This is a genomic window from Flavihumibacter sp. UBA7668 (assembly GCF_002483205.1).
Classification (GTDB): Bacteria; Bacteroidota; Bacteroidia; order Chitinophagales; family Chitinophagaceae; genus Flavihumibacter.
The window spans coordinates 649,088-665,308 of record NZ_DLHM01000005.1 but is presented as its reverse complement, the minus strand read 5'-3'; the positions used below and the strand labels follow the sequence as shown (position 1 = coordinate 665,308).

At 43.3% G+C, this 16,221-nt stretch carries 18 protein-coding genes; 12 read left to right on the top strand and 6 right to left on the bottom strand.

The genetic code is table 11. The features are described from left to right. The first annotated feature begins 14 nt into the window (after positions 1–14). Positions 15–1,394, top strand: coding sequence for a trigger factor (gene tig, locus B2746_RS14945; RefSeq protein ID WP_290795474.1), 1,380 nt, complete (start codon positions 15–17; stop codon positions 1,392–1,394). 65 nt (positions 1,395–1,459) lie between these two features. Here tig and B2746_RS14940 read toward each other — a convergent pair whose 3' ends face one another. Continuing rightward, positions 1,460–1,705, bottom strand: coding sequence for a hypothetical protein (locus B2746_RS14940; protein WP_290795472.1), 246 nt, complete (start codon positions 1,703–1,705; stop codon positions 1,460–1,462). 58 nt (positions 1,706–1,763) lie between these two features. Here B2746_RS14940 and B2746_RS14935 point away from each other — a divergent pair, with 58 nt between their 5' ends. From B2746_RS14935 to B2746_RS14910, 6 genes are all read left to right on the top strand, one after another. Further along, positions 1,764–2,450, top strand: coding sequence for a ClpP family protease (locus tag B2746_RS14935; protein ID WP_290795470.1), 687 nt, complete (start codon positions 1,764–1,766; stop codon positions 2,448–2,450). A gap of 61 nt (positions 2,451–2,511) precedes the next feature. After that, entirely contained in the window at positions 2,512–3,135 is a 624-nt protein-coding gene (locus B2746_RS14930) for a ClpP family protease (protein ID WP_290795467.1), read from the top strand. 120 nt (positions 3,136–3,255) lie between these two features. Next, on the top strand, positions 3,256–4,488 hold the full coding sequence (gene clpX / locus B2746_RS14925) for an ATP-dependent Clp protease ATP-binding subunit ClpX (RefSeq protein WP_290795465.1): 1,233 nt from the start codon (positions 3,256–3,258) through the stop codon (positions 4,486–4,488). 137 nt (positions 4,489–4,625) lie between these two features. Next, entirely contained in the window at positions 4,626–4,805 is a 180-nt protein-coding gene (locus tag B2746_RS14920; protein ID WP_290795463.1) for a hypothetical protein, read from the top strand. A gap of 288 nt (positions 4,806–5,093) precedes the next feature. Beyond that, a complete protein-coding gene (locus tag B2746_RS14915; protein ID WP_290795462.1) occupies positions 5,094–5,576 on the top strand; it encodes a hypothetical protein in 483 nt (160 codons plus the stop codon). Further along, on the top strand, positions 5,560–5,760 hold the full coding sequence (locus B2746_RS14910) for a helix-turn-helix transcriptional regulator (protein ID WP_290795461.1): 201 nt from the start codon (positions 5,560–5,562) through the stop codon (positions 5,758–5,760). The genes B2746_RS14915 and B2746_RS14910 overlap by 17 nt, the downstream gene beginning before the upstream one ends. A 119-nt stretch (positions 5,761–5,879) precedes the next feature. Here B2746_RS14910 and B2746_RS14905 read toward each other — a convergent pair whose 3' ends face one another. The 5 genes from B2746_RS14905 to B2746_RS14885 all read right to left on the bottom strand — a co-directional run bounded on the left by B2746_RS14905 (position 5,880) and on the right by B2746_RS14885 (position 10,903). Beyond that, positions 5,880–7,022, bottom strand: a complete 1,143-nt coding sequence (locus B2746_RS14905) for an acyl-CoA dehydrogenase family protein (RefSeq protein WP_290795460.1) — start codon at positions 7,020–7,022, stop codon at positions 5,880–5,882. Between the two features lie 80 nt (positions 7,023–7,102). Then, complete coding sequence (locus B2746_RS14900; RefSeq protein ID WP_290795457.1) at positions 7,103–8,131, bottom strand: ComEA family DNA-binding protein; 1,029 nt, start codon at positions 8,129–8,131, stop codon at positions 7,103–7,105. Between the two features lie 50 nt (positions 8,132–8,181). After that, positions 8,182–8,928, bottom strand: coding sequence for an MBL fold metallo-hydrolase (locus tag B2746_RS14895; protein WP_290795456.1), 747 nt, complete (start codon positions 8,926–8,928; stop codon positions 8,182–8,184). Positions 8,929–8,985: 57 nt separating this feature from the next. After that, positions 8,986–9,300: a hypothetical protein gene (locus B2746_RS14890; protein ID WP_290795455.1), complete on the bottom strand. Its 315-nt coding sequence runs from the start codon at positions 9,298–9,300 to the stop codon at positions 8,986–8,988. A 46-nt stretch (positions 9,301–9,346) separates the two neighbouring features. Further along, positions 9,347–10,903 carry a response regulator gene (locus B2746_RS14885; protein ID WP_290795454.1) on the bottom strand — a complete coding sequence of 519 codons (1,557 nt, stop codon included), beginning with the start codon at positions 10,901–10,903 and terminating at the stop codon, positions 9,347–9,349. Between the two features lie 80 nt (positions 10,904–10,983). Between B2746_RS14885 and B2746_RS14880 the strand changes: the two genes are divergently transcribed. Genes B2746_RS14880 through B2746_RS14860 form a run of 5 tightly spaced genes read left to right on the top strand, consistent with a single transcriptional unit; the run spans position 10,984 to position 16,219 of the window. Beyond that, complete coding sequence (locus B2746_RS14880) at positions 10,984–12,234, top strand: HD domain-containing protein (protein ID WP_290795453.1); 1,251 nt, start codon at positions 10,984–10,986, stop codon at positions 12,232–12,234. Then, positions 12,180–13,298, top strand: coding sequence for a UDP-3-O-(3-hydroxymyristoyl)glucosamine N-acyltransferase (gene lpxD, locus B2746_RS14875; protein WP_290795451.1), 1,119 nt, complete (start codon positions 12,180–12,182; stop codon positions 13,296–13,298). Before B2746_RS14880 ends, lpxD begins: the two co-directional genes overlap by 55 nt. A gap of 47 nt (positions 13,299–13,345) precedes the next feature. After that, positions 13,346–14,752, top strand: coding sequence for a bifunctional UDP-3-O-[3-hydroxymyristoyl] N-acetylglucosamine deacetylase/3-hydroxyacyl-ACP dehydratase (locus B2746_RS14870; protein WP_290795448.1), 1,407 nt, complete (start codon positions 13,346–13,348; stop codon positions 14,750–14,752). 47 nt (positions 14,753–14,799) lie between these two features. Continuing rightward, positions 14,800–15,606, top strand: coding sequence for an acyl-ACP--UDP-N-acetylglucosamine O-acyltransferase (gene lpxA / locus B2746_RS14865; RefSeq protein WP_290795447.1), 807 nt, complete (start codon positions 14,800–14,802; stop codon positions 15,604–15,606). Then, positions 15,587–16,219, top strand: coding sequence for an ABC transporter ATP-binding protein (locus tag B2746_RS14860; protein ID WP_290795444.1), 633 nt, complete (start codon positions 15,587–15,589; stop codon positions 16,217–16,219). Before lpxA ends, B2746_RS14860 begins: the two co-directional genes overlap by 20 nt. The last annotated feature ends 2 nt before the right edge of the window (positions 16,220–16,221 follow it).

Below are 16,221 nucleotides of genomic sequence, written 5' to 3'. Positions count from 1 at the left end.
AAAAACACCATTGTATGGCAACCGTAACGAGGGAAAATATTGGCCTGTTGAACGAGAAGATCACTGTAAAACTGGCAAAAGAGGATTATCTGCCCTCCTTCGAAAAAGCACTGAAGAATTATAGCAAGCAGGCAAATATTCCAGGTTTCAGAAAAGGAATGGTGCCATCCGGACTGATCCGCAAAATGCATGGCCAGTCTGTTTTTACAGATGAAGTGCTTCGTACAGTTGAAAAACAACTGAACGACTTTATGGTAAATGAAAAGCTGGAAATTTTTGCCCAGCCCCTGCCACTACCGGAAAATGACAGCAGCAAACTCGACCATACCACCCCTTCCGAATATGCTTTCGCATTTGAAGTGGGATTAAAGCCTGAGATCCGCGTGGCAGATCTTGCTTCAGCGAAACTCCCTTACTTTAAAATCACCGTTTCTGATGAAATGCTGGAAGAAGAAATCAGCCGTTTGCAATTGCGGAATGGCGCCATGTCTGAACCAGAACTTGTTGATAATGAAGAGAATGTATTGAATCTGACAATTGAAGAGCTGGATGAAACGGGTGCAGTTGCAGAAGCTGGTATCAAAAAAGACAATTCCGTTCTGGTAAAATATTTCGCTCCGGCCTTCCGTAGCAGTCTGATGGGGAAGAAAAAAGACGAAAGTTTTAACTTTACGCTTGCCGAAGCATTTGAAGAGAAAGAAAGAGAGTGGATCCTGAGCGATCTTGGTCTTTCAAAAGACGACGCTGCTGCGCTGAATAAGCCATTCAAAGCAACCATCACGAAATTGGGACTGGTAGACAAAGCTCCATTGGACGAAAACCTCTTTAAATCCGTTTTTCCGGGTAAAGAAATTACGGACGAAGCGGGTTTCCGTGCTGCATTAAAGGCAGATATTGAGCTGCAACTCGAAAACCAGAGCCGCAATCAGTTATTTGACACTGTTTATCATTTCCTGATTGAACAGACGAAAATCGATTTCCCTGAAACCTTCCTGAAACGCTGGATGCAGCAGGGTGGTGAGCAGCCTAAATCGGAAGAAGAAGCAGAAAAGGAGTATCCTTCTTTTGCAAACTCCCTGAAATGGACCCTGATTGTTGATCAGCTGGTGAAAGACAATAAAATAGAAGTAAATCAGGACGATCTCCGTGGTTTTGCGAAAGCCCAGCTCTTTTCCTACATGGGAAATATGAATATGGGACAACTTGACATTGAGCAGCCCTGGGTAAATGATTACGTGGAGCGCATGATGAAAGACCGCAAATTTGTGGAAGACAGCTTCCATCGCATCCAGACCGATAAGGTGTTTGCTGTGGCAGAAACACTGGTTCAAAAAGACGAAAAGCCGATCAGCCTGGAGGAATTCCAGAAGATGCAGGCGGAGCATAAGCATTAGAAAGTAAAAAGTTTAAAGTAAAAAATAAAAAAGAGACCGTGGAGCTGGTGCCCCACGGTTTTTTTTTACACCCGACGGTTAAACCCCTTCTCCCAGTTTCCTCCTCTCTCCTCATTCCCGCCTCCCCTTTCCCCTTCCTCTTTTCTCCTCTTTCCCCTTTCCCCTTCCTCTTTTCTCCTCTCCCCCTTCTCCTCTTCCTTTTTTCTCCTCTCCCCCTTCTCCTCTTTTCCTTCTCCTCTTTCCCTCTCCCCTTCCTCCCCCTTTCCTCCTCTTTTGTCAGTCGGACTGCCGTTTTTTGCAATGATTTTCAATTGGAAAGATATTTGCACCAGTCAGTTACCTTATTTTTATCAAAACAAGATCCTTATTATGAAGTCTGAATTTGAAAAATATGCGGTCAAGCATCGGGGAATTTCCAGCCTGACCCTGCACGATTACCAGAAACATCAGGTAACCAACCTGACACCGAATATTATAGAAGAGCGGCCAATGAATATCGCCGTGATGGATGTTTACAGCCGTTTAATGATGGATCGTATCATTTTTCTTGGATATCCGATCAATGATGAGGTAGCGAATATTGTTACCGCACAATTGCTTTTCCTGGAAAGTACCGACCGCACCCGCGATGTTCAAATGTATATTAACTGTCCGGGTGGCAGTGTGTACGCCGGCTTAGGCATGTACGATACCATGCAATTCATCACCCCAGATATTGCCACTATCTGTACCGGGATGGCGGCATCCATGGGCCAGGTTTTAATGTGTGCAGGCACCAAGGGTAAAAGAACTGCGTTAAAACACAGTCGAATTATGATGCACCAGCCCAGCGGAGCAATCGGCGGACAGGCATCAGACATTGAAATAACCGTGAATGAAATCCGTAAGCTCAAAAAAGAGCTCTATGAAATCACGGCATTTCATACCGGAAAAACAACGAAGCAGATAGAGAAGGACAGTGATCGCGATTACTGGCTGACAGCAATGGAAGCAAAAGAATATGGCCTGGTGGATGAAGTTTTGCTGGTTAACCCAAGGAAGGAAAACAAAGATTAACCGAACCACTATCACCTTTCACATTAAGCCGATCACTATTCACTATTAAAAAACTGTAGCAATGAATATGTCAAACTATTTTTCCTATCGAATGGAAGAGGAAGAAGAAAAAGAGCGGGAAGACAAACGGGATGATCTGATGATGCTCAACAAACGTCTTGAAAAATATTTTTTCGATGAACGGGCAGTATATCTCTGGGGACCTGTAGATGACAAATCCGCAAAAGAAGTTGTCACAAAACTACTCCTACTGGATGCCGACAAAAAAGACGAGATCAAATTTTATATCAATAGTCCGGGTGGAGTTGTTACCAGCGGTATGGTAATTTACGATACAATGAAAATGATTAAAAGTCCGGTTAGCACCATCTGTATGGGATTGGCAGCCTCTATGGGCTCCATTCTGCTGAGCGGCGGAGAAAAAGGACGCCGGTTTATATTTCCTCATGGGGAAGTGATGATTCACCAGCCAAGCTTGGGCGGTTATATGCAGGGGGTAAGTGCGGATTTGGAAATTCAGGCCAGGCAAACCAAAAGGGTGAAGGAATTAGGTGCTAAAATTCTGGCAGAGAACTGTGGTAAAACAGTTGCGCAGATCATGAAAGATTTCGATCGGGATTATTGGATGGATGCCAAAGAAGCCATTGAATATGGAATTGTGGACGGTATTGTCGAAAAAATCTGATAACACCCCTTAAATTAGTAATATAACGTAGTAAAAAACCGTTCCTACTATGGGAGCGGTTTTTTATCTTGACCAATCTAAAGGAACAGCTACCTTTGCAGGAAGCAAGCACTAGAGCGTATGGCAAAAAATACTTTACATTGTTCATTTTGTGGACGTAGCAGGGATGAGGTAAAAATCCTCATTGCCGGACAGGATGGACATATTTGCGAGAACTGTGTTGAACACGCTCGTGAAATCATCGAACAGGAATTACTGACACGTACTGATGGCTCGGGTTCAGGATTTAAACTGACTGTAAAAAAACCGATTGAAATCAAGCGGTTTTTGGATGAATACATAATTGGACAGGATGATGCCAAAAAAGTATTGGCAGTTGCTGTTTACAATCATTACAAAAGGCTGCAGCAAAAGCCAACAGAAAACGATGTTGATATAGAAAAAAGCAATATCGTTATGGTGGGTGAAACTGGTACAGGTAAAACCCTGCTGGCAAAAACCATTGCTAAACTGCTGAACGTTCCATTCGCCATTGTAGATGCAACTGTATTTACAGAAGCAGGTTATGTTGGTGAAGATGTGGAAAGTATTCTTACCCGTTTATTGCAGGTTTGTAATTATGATGTTACAGCTGCTGAGAGAGGTATCGTTTATATTGATGAAATAGATAAGGTTGCGCGCAAGGGCGATAATCCCTCTATTACACGGGATGTAAGTGGTGAAGGTGTTCAACAGGGATTGCTAAAACTGTTGGAAGGAACAGATGTTTTGGTACCACCACAGGGAGGTCGCAAACACCCAGAGCAAAAACTGATCAAAATAAACACGCAGAATATTCTCTTTATCTGCGGAGGAGCATTTGATGGCGTTGATAAATTGATTGCTCGTCGGGTTAATACCAATGCCATTGGATTCAATGTGAATAAAGACCAGCAGGAAACAGCACGCAAAAACCTGCTGCAGTTTGTAAATGCGCAGGATCTGAAACATTTCGGATTGATTCCGGAATTACTGGGACGTTTACCTGTTGTTACCTTCCTGAATCCGCTTGACACCGAAACACTTCGCTCCATTCTTACCGAGCCAAAAAATTCGCTGATCAAACAGTATCAAAAATTGTTTGAAATTGAAGGCATCGAACTAAGCATCGATAACGATGTGTATGATTTCATGGTTTCCAAAGCAATGGAATACAAATTGGGTGCACGCGGGCTTCGCTCCATCTGCGAAAATATTCTAACAGATGCCATGTTTGAATTACCATCCAGCAAGGAAACCAAATTCCATCTCACCCTTGAGTATGCGGAGAAAAAATTTGACAAGAGCAAGATGAGTATGTTGAAGGTAGCGTAGGAAGAAGGGAGGGGGAGAAGGGAAAAAAGGAGGAAGAGGAGAAAAAGGAGGAAGAGGAGGAAAGAAAAGGCAGAGCGCAAATTCACGATTCACTTATTCACTTATTCACTTTATTCACTTTATTCACTTTATTCGCCATGAAAGAACTAATAGACCAACTAAAAGCAGAAGGCTTAACAGAAGACCAGGCATATAAGGCGGTAGAAATCGTGAAGAATTTTGCCAAGGATAAGTTTCCGATTTTCGGTGGAGCCATCGATCGTTTATTCGACAAGTATGGCCCAAAAGAAAAACCGGAAGATGATTTTCTGGATTAAACAGATTGTACGATTTGAGTCAATAAAAGTCTAAAATCTGTAGGAGGCTGTATCAAACTCTGATACAGCCTTTTTTATTAGGTCTTTGTAAACCTATAATTCTCTGTTGGTGGCAATTTTTGTACAAACGCCAGATATGTTTGATATGCCGGATCTTTGGGAATTTTGTCATTTAGAACCGAATGCCGCATTATGAAAGCAATTGAAATGCTAACTATTTGTTACAAAATGTCATATTATTTTGTCTTTATGTAAACTATTTTTTACATTTAGTAAAAATAACCAGACATGAAAACGCAACTCCTACTCCCCTACCGTTTTAAGAATCTGGGGTGGATCCTGTTAGTTCCTTTCGCTATTGCAGGGATCTACCTACATATTGCAGATTATGAGCCTAATTGGATTACGACCAGGGTTTTCGCTATTTATCATGATACATTATTCAATAAGGATAAAAATTTCGCCTTCATTGAGACGAATATTACCAGTACAATTGTTGGAATTGGTTTCCTGATTGGTTGCCTGCTGGTTGCTTTTTCTAAAGAAAGTGTGGAAGATGAATATATTGCAGGTTTGCGTTTATCCTCCTTGCAATGGGCAGTACTGGTAAATTATGCGTTGCTGCTTTTTTGCTTTTTATTCATTTACGGCATGCCTTTCATCACCGTAATGATTTACAATATGTTTACTGTATTATTGATTTTTATAGCCCGATTCAATTATCTCTTATTGAAATCCAAAAAAATTGCCCTTGATGAAAAACAGTATTAAAATTGAGCGGGCAATTCATAACCTTACCCAGGAAGAACTTGCCAAAAAAATTGGAGTAAGCAGGCAAACCATCAACGCCATGGAAGCCGGCAAATATGTACCCTCTACTGTTTTGGCATTAAAGCTTGGTAAAGTTTTCTCCAAACCAGTGGAGGAGATTTTTCAACTGGAAGAAGGGGAATGAAGGAGGTGAAAAGTGAGAAGTGAAAGGTGAGAGGCTGACTGTGAAAGGTGAAAGGAGAAAAATCATGCCATTCACTTATTCACTTATTCACCTATTCACTTATTCACCTATTCACTTATTCACCCACCCAGCGCCTCGCGTGCAATTACTATTTTCTGTATTTCAGAGGTCCCTTCTCCTATGGTGCAGAGTTTGCTATCGCGATAAAATTTCTCTACCGGAAAATCTTTGGTATAGCCGTAACCTCCAAAAATCTGAACCGCATCGGTGGCAACTTTAACGGCTACCTCACTTGCAAAATATTTTGCCATCGCAGCTTCTTTGGTCATTTTTTGTCCGCGGTTTTTAAGATCAGCTGCCTGGTAAGTAAGTAACTCAGCTGCAGCAATTTCTGTAGCCATATCTGCCAGCTTAAAAGAAATTCCCTGAAAGTTGGCAATCGGCTGATCGAACTGGTGTCGTTCTTTTGAATAGTTGACCGCTGCCTCAAAAGCACCTTTTGCTATTCCAAGGGATAAGGCTGCAATTGATATCCGACCTCCGTCCAACACTTTCATTGCCTGTTTAAATCCTTCGCCCACTTCACCCAGTCGATTGGCATCGGAAATGCGGCAATTATCAAAAACCATTTCAGCCGTTTCACTGGCACGCATACCCAGTTTATTCTCTTTCTTCCCTCCGGAAAAACCAGGCGTACCTTTCTCTACAACAAAGGCTGTTGCATTATTTTTTGTCCGGGGCTCACCAGTTCTTGCAACAACAACTGCGAGATCACCCGATTTTCCATGCGTAATCCAGTTTTTTGTACCGTTAATAACCCATTCATCTCCTTCTCTCACGGCAGTAGTTTGCATATTTCCCGCATCACTTCCGGTATTAGCTTCTGTTAACCCCCAAGCACCCAGCCATTCTGCTGTAGCCAGCTTCGGGAGGTACTTATTTTTCTGTTCCTCATTGCCAAATGCAAGTATATGCCCGGTACAGAGTGAATTATGTGCAGCCAGACTCAATCCGATCGAACCACAAACTTTGGCGATTTCAGCTATGATGGCCACATATTCAATATAGCTCAACCCCGCTCCTCCATATTGCTCGGGAACCAGCACGCCCATCAATCCGAGTTGGCCCATTTCTTTGAATACCTGCGCCGGAAATTCCTGGGATTCATCCCATTCCATAACATGCGGTAATATCCGCTGACGGGCAAAATCTCTGGCGGTTTGGGCCACCTGCTCGGTTAGTTCCTCTCTTTCAAAATTCATATTGGTTCAGCTTGTTGAAAATCATTGATAGTATAACGCAAACTACGTTCATTTCTGCTATACTAACAAGTGTTAGTTATTCAAAATTGACAATAGGGTGCTAATTTCTTCAACAAATCGGGATTGATCAGGTGGATTTTCGATAAATCGCTTATATCCCGAAAAGCTCCGTTTCGGGTTCTGTACTGGATGATTGCCTGAGCCAGCTTCCAACGGATATAAGGATGCCGGGACAATTCCTCCTGTGTTGCCATATTAATGTGTATCAATTCTATCGGCTTTTCGTCCAGACGGAGATAAGGAAGTATGAGCTGATACACTGAATCCTGCAAACCATAAACTTCTCCCAACTGGGAAACGGCTACAAATCCACCTAACTGTTTCCGAAATTGCAGTATCCGGCTGGTTAGTTTTGGACCTATTCCTGGTAAACTAAGCCAGTCAAGACTGTCTGCAGCATTAATCAATAGGGCCTTTGTTTCAGGTTTCGGAAGAGCTGAACTGGCTGTGATAATAGGCAGCTCTGATTGATTTCTTTTAAACTGAACATTGGAACTCTTTTCGATCACAACAAATGGTTGAAGCCGGACTACCAGTTCTGACGGCATGCCATATATTTTTCCAAGATCTTCCGAGGTACGAAACCGCCCCCCTTTTTCTCTGAAATTCAAAATTGTCCGGATTAATTTAGGATTCAGACCAAGTAACTTCCAATCGTCAGCTGATGCCGTATTCGGATTGAATTCAAAAAGCTGAATCGTTCTGAACTCCTCTTCTTTTGAATCCACATAAGAAGGGCGGGGATAATTCCGTTCCGGAAAAGCTTTCCGGGCACTGTATGATTTCTCTCCGGAATAATTTTGTCGGTTGTTTTCAAATGCGCGGTTCCAGGACCTGGCAATTCTGTTAGAGTCCGTAACATTTTGCTTCAACAATTTTGCAATTAAACTATCAGGAACCGGTATTGGAGCCGGCGTAGCCGTCTGCCAGTATTGCGGCACCAGTTTAATCAGCAAAATACCCGCAATCAGTCCCAGCACCGCAATTCTTTCTTTTCTGGAAAAATGCAGGTACTCCTTCAGCCATTGTTTTATAGAAGTATTTTTCATGCCACAACTTACAAATCGCAGCGAGGCAGGTCAAGCGTTAAAAGACGGTATTATAAATGGAGTTTTAACCCGTCATAGGCAAGGTGAATGCCGGCAGGCAGGCTCGCATCAATTTCCTTATGCAATCCCAACTGATGACTGATATGTGTAAACCAGGCATTGGGCACCTGCAATTCCTGAACAATCTCAATTGCCTCTGCCAGGGTAAAATGGGAGATATGTTTTTCGTGTCGTAAAGCATTTAGAACAAGATGGGAACTTCCTCTGATTTTATCCATTTCTGCAGCATCAATCCGGTTGGCATCTGTGATATAGGTGAAATCTCCGAATCGGAAACCAAGTACAGGCATTCTCATATGCCAAACCAGAATGGGTATGATTGAAATATCCCCCAGTTCAAATGGTTCGAGATCAATTGGATTGATATGAATTTCAGGCACCCCAGGATATTTCGATTCAGCAAAAGCATAAGGAAACTCCCGGATAATATTCATCTGCGTCATCTCGTTTGCAAAAATCTGCATGGGTTGCTTCGAAAAATAATTATAGGCGCGTACATCATCCAGTCCGGCTATATGATCTTTATGCGGATGTGTAAATACAATCCCATCCAGCTTCATCACCCGGGCACGCAGCATCTGATACCTGAAATCAGGTGTAGTATCAACCACGAGGGAGGTAGTAGCAGATTCCACCAGGATACTCGACCGCAGTCGATTATCCCTCGGATCGGTTGAGCGGCATACTTCGCATTCACAGGCGATCATTGGTACCCCGCTACTGGTTCCGGTACCCAAAAATGTTATGGTTAAATCGGTAGACAGAAAATAAAACTAGTGGAAATTAAAAGAAGATCAGGAATTCTGCTCACCTGTTTCAGCATCGCCTGCTTCATCAGCAGCAGCCAATCTGTTTCTTTCCATGATATCATGGTAGGTTTTCTTTGCTTCGGGACTCAATTCATCCAGATTAATCTGTAATTGTGGCACAATATCCATCAGGGTATTAATCTTGCCTTCCAATTGCAGAAATTTATTCAGTACCACCACTTTTTTTTGTTCAAGTATGCAGTACCCGCTCTGGAAGGTACCTCTTTCATACCGGACAATATAACCGGCATCATCGAGCACCTGTTCAATCTTATTTAAGCTAGCCTGTGTGTATTTCATACGAAGATCAAAACACAAAAATACCGAAACTGTAGCGCCTCAGCGTTTATTTACTACACATTTTGATAACAGGAACGATCATCTCTTCCATACTGATACCACCGTGCTGGAACGTATTACGATAATAATTCACGTAATGATTATAATTATTAGGATAGCAGAGATAGCCGTCTTCTTTTGCAAAAATAAAGGAGGAATTCACTGTTGGTACCGGCAATCCTGCTTCTTTTGGATCCCGGAAGGCCAAGACCTCTTTGGGTTCATAATTGAGGTTACGGCCATGTTTATAGCGAAGATTGGCGGTTGTTTGTTTATCGCCCACCACTTTATGTGGCGTATTTACCCGAACGGAACCATGATCGGTGGCAAGAATCAGGTTTATTTTTTTACCGGCAATCTTTTTCAGTGCCTGGAAAAGAGGTGAATGTTCGAACCAGCTGGTTGTTATACTGCGATAGCTGATTTCATCACTGGCCAGCTCTTTCAGCACTTCCATTTCGGTTCTTGCATGGCTCAGCATATCCACAAAATTGTACACAATCACATTCAGGTCATTATTCAGCAGATTATGGATATTGCTAACCAGCTCATTTCCTGCCTGATGATTCACCACTTTTACATAATTGTACTTTAAATTTTCTTTTTTCAGGCGCTTCAACTGAGCTTTAAAAAAGACTTCTTCCTGCAGATTTTTACCGCCCTCCTCTTCATCATTTTTCCATAAATCAGGAAAATTTTTTTCGATTTCAGCAGGCATCAGTCCGGCAAAAATGGCATTCCTTGCATATTGTGTTGCAGTAGGTAAAATACTGTAAAAGCTATCTTCTTCCAGTATCCGGAAATAGGTGGCAAAAATGGGCTGTATCGATTTCCACTGATCGAAACGCAGGTTATCGATCAGAATAAAAAAGGTAGGCACCCCCGGTTCCAAATGAGGAAGTACTTTAAACTGAAAAACAGTATTACTCATAATCGGTGCATCATTTGATTTTGGATGCACCCAATTCAGGTAGTTTTTAGAAACGAATTTGCAGAATTCATTATTGGCTTCCTTTTTTTGAGAAAGCAAAATCTCCTGCATCTCCGGACTATCGCTTTTCTCCATCTCCAGTTCCCAATAAACCAGTTTTTTATAAATATCCATCCACTCATTGTAATCAGGATTACTATTGAGTGCCATGAATAAATTGCGGAACTGTTGCTGATAAGCCGAGGTTGTTTTCTCTGCCACCAGCCTTCTGTTATCCAGGATTTTTTTAAGGCTGAGCAACACCTGGTTGGGGTTGACGGGCTTAATCAGATAGTCGCTGATTTGTGAACCGATGGCATCATCCATCAGGTTTTCGGTTTCATTTTTTGTGATCAGCACCACCGGCACCTGCTGGTTTATTTCCTTGATTTTGGCAAGGGTTTCCAGTCCGGTTATACCCGGCATGGTTTCATCCAGCAACACTACATCTACCGGATGATCTTTAACATATTCAATGGCATCAAATCCATTGGCAAGCGTATGAACGGCATAACCTTTGTTTTCAAGGAAGAGCTTTTGCGATTGCAGGCTTTCCATTTCATCATCGACCCAGAGTATATTGGCTAGTGACATAGAATCAAATGTAATTTATCTGGCTGGCTTCGTACTTTTGCCGGCTACCTATTTGAAGAATTTAACAAATACCAGCAGGAATGGCGCAGCGGAGAAAAATCATCAACGACCCGGTATATGGCTTTATCACCATTGATCATCCGTTGCTATTTGAAGTAATCGGGCATCCCTATTACCAGCGTCTGAGGAGAATTCAGCAAATGGCTTTTGCGCACCTGGTATATCCCGGAGCTGTTCACAGCCGGCTTCATCATTCCCTGGGAGCCTATCATCTGATGTGCATTGCTTTAAGAGAATTACAAAACAAAGGGGTGGCTATTTCAGCCGAAGAAGAACTGGCAGCCAAAATCGCCATCCTGCTGCATGATATTGGACACGGGCCTTTTTCCCATGCATTGGAGCATACGCTCATTGAAGGTGTTCACCACGAATCCATCAGTCTGCAGATTATGGAAGTTCTGAACAGGCAAAACAACGGCGCATTGGATATGGCCATCCGGATTTTCAATAACACCTATCACCTCCCCTTCCTGCACCAATTGGTATCCGGACAACTGGATGTAGACCGGATGGATTACCTAACCAGAGATAGTTTTTTTACCGGAGTATCGGAAGGCGTGATCGGTTATGACCGGATCATTAAGATGCTTGCTGTTCACGATGGCCAACTAGTAGTGGAAGAAAAAGGCATCTTTTCCATTGAAAAATTTCTGGTAGCAAGGCGGCTGATGTACTGGCAGGTGTACTTACATAAAACGGTATTAGGTGCCGAAAAACTGTTGGTAAATATCATCCGCCGCGCAAAAGACCTGATTCAGGCTGGCAATCGGTTGCCTGTTCCCTCTCCCGTACTTGAACTGTTTCTTCAGCAACAAAAAGTGCGGGACCTGCATAATCAGTTGGATGCATTCTGTCAATTGGACGATTATGATCTGATGGCGGCAGTTAAATGCTGGGCTAATCAACCCGACCGGGTATTATCCGCCCTTTGCCGCATGTTGCTCAATCGAAAATTATTGAAAGTAAAACTGCAGGCTGATCCCCTTGACCCGGCCATAGTAGAGGCCACAAGAACCAGCCTTATTAAAGAAACAGGCCTGACAGAAGAAGAACTGGACTATTTTGTATTTAGCGGTGAAACCAGCAATACCACCTATGATCCGGCAGAAGAAAGAATCCAGGTACTTTTTAAAGATGGATCCATCAAGGATATTTCGCAGGTAGATAATGCCTTAATCCAGCACAATTTATCCCGCCCTCTTAAAAAATACTACTTTTGCTTTCCAGATCCGGTATCGGCAATAAAGGAGTTGCAGGGCAGGACGAAATAAAATATTATTCTATGCAGTTCAGTGCTTCACAAATCGCACTACTAATTAATGGTAAAGTTGAAGGTAATGCCCAGGCAACAGTAGGATCCTTTGGAAAAATCGAAGAGGCTGTAGCGGGACAATTGGCATTTCTGGCCAACCCCAAATACGAAGATTACCTCTACACAACATCAGCATCTATAGTTATTGTTAACGAAAACCTTGAATTGAAACAACCGGTTCAGGCAGCATTGATCCGCGTTCCGGATGCTTATAGTGCATTTGCAACCCTCTTATCCAAATACCAGGAGTTAAAAACCCAGCAACTGGTGGGCCGTCAGGAACCGGTTTATGTTGCAGACTCAGCAAAAATTGGTGAGCAGGTTTTCCTGGGTGCATTTGTTTACATTGGCGAGCAGGTAATCATCGGCAATAATGTAAAAATTTTCCCCAATACGTTTATCGGGAATAATGTTCGCATTGGCGATAATACCATCATCCATGCAGGCGTAAAAATTTACCACGACAGTCAGTTAGGCAAAAATATCACGGTGCATGCCGGTACGGTTATCGGCAGCGATGGTTTTGGATTTGCCCCGCAGGCAGATGGCAGTTTTAAGAAAGTTCCGCAGATTGGGAATGTAGTGGTGGAAGATTTTGTGGAAATAGGCGCCAATGCTACCATTGACCGGGCCACCATCGGATCAACTATTATTCGCAGCGGTGCAAAACTGGACAACCTGATTCAGGTAGCCCATAATGTGGAAGTTGGCAATAATACCGTAATTGCAGCACAGGCTGGTGTAAGCGGAAGCACCAAAATCGGCAATAATGTAATGATCGGCGGACAAGCTGGCATTGTAGGTCATATCAGCATTGCCGATGGCAGCAAGATTAATGCCCAAAGCGGTGTGAGCAAGTCAATCAAACAACCAAACACAGCAGTAACCGGATCCCCGGCATTTGATTATACCAGTGCCCTGCGTAGCCAGGCACTGAGTCGAAACCTTCCCGATATAGAAAAACGCCTCAAGGAATTGGAACTTTTGGTGAAACAACTGCTGGCAGAAAGGGTTAATCTCTAATCTGCCTTTAATCCCTATTACTATATCTTTGCCCTTCAATTTTAAGCATGGAAGCAAATTTCAATCCAGATAAGCAGCATACAGTAGGAGCGGAAATCAGTATTTCAGGAACCGGTTTACATACCGGCGTTAAGGTAGATATGACTTTCCGTCCAGCCGCACCGGGTTTTGGAATTCAATTTCAGCGCATAGATTTAGCCGGACAACCCATCATCAAAGCAGATTGTGACCTGGTAACGGATACTTCCAGAGGAACCACCATTGAAGACAATGGAGCAAAAGTTAGTACAGTTGAACATGTATTGGCAGCATTGGTGGGTATGGGCGTTGATAATGTTCTGATTGAAATCAACGGACCTGAAACCCCTATTATGGACGGCAGCTCTCAGCCTTTTGTTGAAATGCTGGAGGAAGTTGGCGTACAGGAGCAGGAAGCCGCCAAGGCCTGGTATAGCATTGACGAAAATATTTACCATTACGATGAGAAAAAAAGGGTTGAAATGGTGGCTATGCCTTCCATGGATTACCAGATCACAACCCTGATTGATTTTAATAGTCCCGTTCTCGGCACCCAGCATGCCGGTTTGAAAAACATGCGGGAGTTTGTGAAAGAGATCAGTCCCTGCAGAACCTTTGTTTTCCTGCATGAACTGGAAATGCTGCTCGATAACAACCTGATAAAAGGGGGCGATATCAACAACGCAATCGTGGTGGTGGATAAGCCGGTAACGGTGGAGGAGATGCAGCGCCTGGCCAAATCATTCGGTCGCGATAAAATGGAAGTTAAACACGAAGGTTATCTCAATAATCTGGAACTCCGCTTCCCTAATGAACCTGCCCGGCACAAATTGCTGGATGTGGTAGGCGACCTGGCGCTGATCGGCTACCCGGTAAAGGCAAGAATCATTGCCAACCGCCCGGGACACAGCACCAATGTGGAGTTTGCTAAAAAAATCAAGCAATACATTAAAAAGAACCGGCATCTGAAAGATGTTCCTGTTTATGATTGCAATCAACCGCCGATTTATACGGCCCAGCAGATTGAGAAGACCCTGCCCCACCGTTATCCCTTTTTATTGGTTGACAAAATCATTGAGCTGACCGACAAGATGATAGTTGGGGTAAAAAACGTAACATTTAACGAACCCTTTTTTACCGGACATTTCCCGGGGAATCCGGTAATGCCAGGTGTTTTATTATGCGAGGCACTGGCTCAAACAGGTGGAATTCTGGCTATTAACTCAATGCCCGCAGGCACGTACGACACCTATTTTCTAAAAATCGACAACTGCAAATTCAAGCAGAAAATCGTACCTGGAGACACCATGCTGCTAAAAATGGAACTGTCCGCACCCATCCGCAGAGGAATCTGTGAAATGCGGGGTACCGTCTATGTAGGAAATAAACTATGTGCCGAAGCCGATATGGTGGCGCAGGTGGTGAAACGGGGATAATCACCTATTTTTGCACGTCAGATTAAAAATCTGACGTTTTTTTTAATATGATTCATCCACATACCTATATACATCCCAACGCCAGGCTTGCCACGAACGTAAAAGTTGACCCTTTCACTGTTATCCATCAGGATGTGGAAATTGGGGAAGGCACCTGGATCAGCAGCAATGTCACCATCATGGAAGGGGCGCGCATTGGCAAAAACTGCCGGATCTTTCCGGGAGCAGTAATTGCCGCGGTGCCGCAGGATTTGAAATTTGATGGTGAATATTCTATTGTTGAAATTGGGGATGATACCACCATCCGCGAATTTGTAACGATCAACCGCGGAACCAAAGACCGGGGCCGTACTGCAGTGGGAAAAAACTGCCTGATTATGGCCTATAGTCATCTGGCCCACGATTGCATTATTGGAAATAATGTGATCATGAGTAACAATGTGCAGATGGCCGGACATGTAACCGTGGGAGACTGGGCCATCATTGGCGGCGTAAGTGCGGTTCACCAGTTTGTACAGATTGGACAGCATGCATTTGTAAGCGGAGGCTCCCTGGTTAGTAAAGACATCCCACCCTATATAAAAGCAGCCCGCACACCACTTTCTTATGCCGGTGTAAATTCGGTTGGATTAAAAAGACGCGGTTTCAGTATGGATCGCATCAATCATGTGCTGGATATCTACCGCATCCTTTATAATAAAGGGATGAATACCTCCCAGGCACTGGAGTTTATTGAAGAAGAATTCAGCGCTACCGATGAGCGCGATGAAATTGTAACCTTTATCCGGGAAAGCGGAAGGGGTATCATCAAGCGGTACACCAAAGGCAGTACGGATGACGATATCACTATCTGATACGGGAAAACGGTATAACCGGGAATGGATTTTCCGTGGACTCAGCTATGAATTTATAAAAGGGAAAACCTATGCCATCACCGGACCGAATGGCTCAGGAAAGTCAACTTTATTACAAGTACTTGCAGGAGCCGTTGCCCATTCAGAAGGCAATATTAACTGGAGTAATTCAATGGGCGATATCAGTCCCGAACTCGTATATAAACAATTAGCACTGGCTGCTCCTTATCTCGATCTGATTGAAGAAATGACAGCGTTGGAATTTTTACAATTCCATCAATCCTTCAAACCTTTTTTACCTGGATTAAGTATTGATTCCATGCTGGAGCGGGTGGGATTGCAGCAGGCTATTCAGAAACAAATCCGATTTTATTCATCGGGAATGAAACAGCGGGTAAAACTGATACAGGCGATCTTTTCCGACACTCCCCTTCTATTGCTGGACGAACCCTGTTCCAATCTGGATGCGGCTGGAATCCGGCTTTACCAATCACTGATGGAAGAGTTCAGAATGGATCGTTTGGTGATTGTAAGCAGCAATGATCCGCAGGAATATCCTTTTTGCGAAGAGAAAATCAATATTCTGGACTGGAAACCAGCTGCCAGGAAATAAAC

What these genes read in the sequence shown, in the direction of transcription:
- tig (WP_290795474.1), top strand. Translation starts at nt 15, where the DNA reads ATGGCAACCGTAACGAGGGAAAATATTGGCCTGTTGAACGAGAAGATC.
- B2746_RS14935 (WP_290795470.1), top strand. Translation starts at nt 1,764, where the DNA reads ATGAAGTCTGAATTTGAAAAATATGCGGTCAAGCATCGGGGAATTTCC.
- B2746_RS14930 (WP_290795467.1), top strand. Translation starts at nt 2,512, where the DNA reads ATGAATATGTCAAACTATTTTTCCTATCGAATGGAAGAGGAAGAAGAA.
- clpX (WP_290795465.1), top strand. Translation starts at nt 3,256, where the DNA reads ATGGCAAAAAATACTTTACATTGTTCATTTTGTGGACGTAGCAGGGAT.
- B2746_RS14920 (WP_290795463.1), top strand. Translation starts at nt 4,626, where the DNA reads ATGAAAGAACTAATAGACCAACTAAAAGCAGAAGGCTTAACAGAAGAC.
- B2746_RS14915 (WP_290795462.1), top strand. Translation starts at nt 5,094, where the DNA reads ATGAAAACGCAACTCCTACTCCCCTACCGTTTTAAGAATCTGGGGTGG.
- B2746_RS14910 (WP_290795461.1), top strand. Translation starts at nt 5,560, where the DNA reads ATGAAAAACAGTATTAAAATTGAGCGGGCAATTCATAACCTTACCCAG.
- B2746_RS14905 (WP_290795460.1), bottom strand. Translation starts at nt 7,022, where the DNA reads ATGAATTTTGAAAGAGAGGAACTAACCGAGCAGGTGGCCCAAACCGCC.
- B2746_RS14900 (WP_290795457.1), bottom strand. Translation starts at nt 8,131, where the DNA reads ATGAAAAATACTTCTATAAAACAATGGCTGAAGGAGTACCTGCATTTT.
- B2746_RS14890 (WP_290795455.1), bottom strand. Translation starts at nt 9,300, where the DNA reads ATGAAATACACACAGGCTAGCTTAAATAAGATTGAACAGGTGCTCGAT.
- B2746_RS14885 (WP_290795454.1), bottom strand. Translation starts at nt 10,903, where the DNA reads ATGTCACTAGCCAATATACTCTGGGTCGATGATGAAATGGAAAGCCTG.
- B2746_RS14880 (WP_290795453.1), top strand. Translation starts at nt 10,984, where the DNA reads ATGGCGCAGCGGAGAAAAATCATCAACGACCCGGTATATGGCTTTATC.
- B2746_RS14870 (WP_290795448.1), top strand. Translation starts at nt 13,346, where the DNA reads ATGGAAGCAAATTTCAATCCAGATAAGCAGCATACAGTAGGAGCGGAA.
- lpxA (WP_290795447.1), top strand. Translation starts at nt 14,800, where the DNA reads ATGATTCATCCACATACCTATATACATCCCAACGCCAGGCTTGCCACG.
- B2746_RS14860 (WP_290795444.1), top strand. Translation starts at nt 15,587, where the DNA reads ATGACGATATCACTATCTGATACGGGAAAACGGTATAACCGGGAATGG.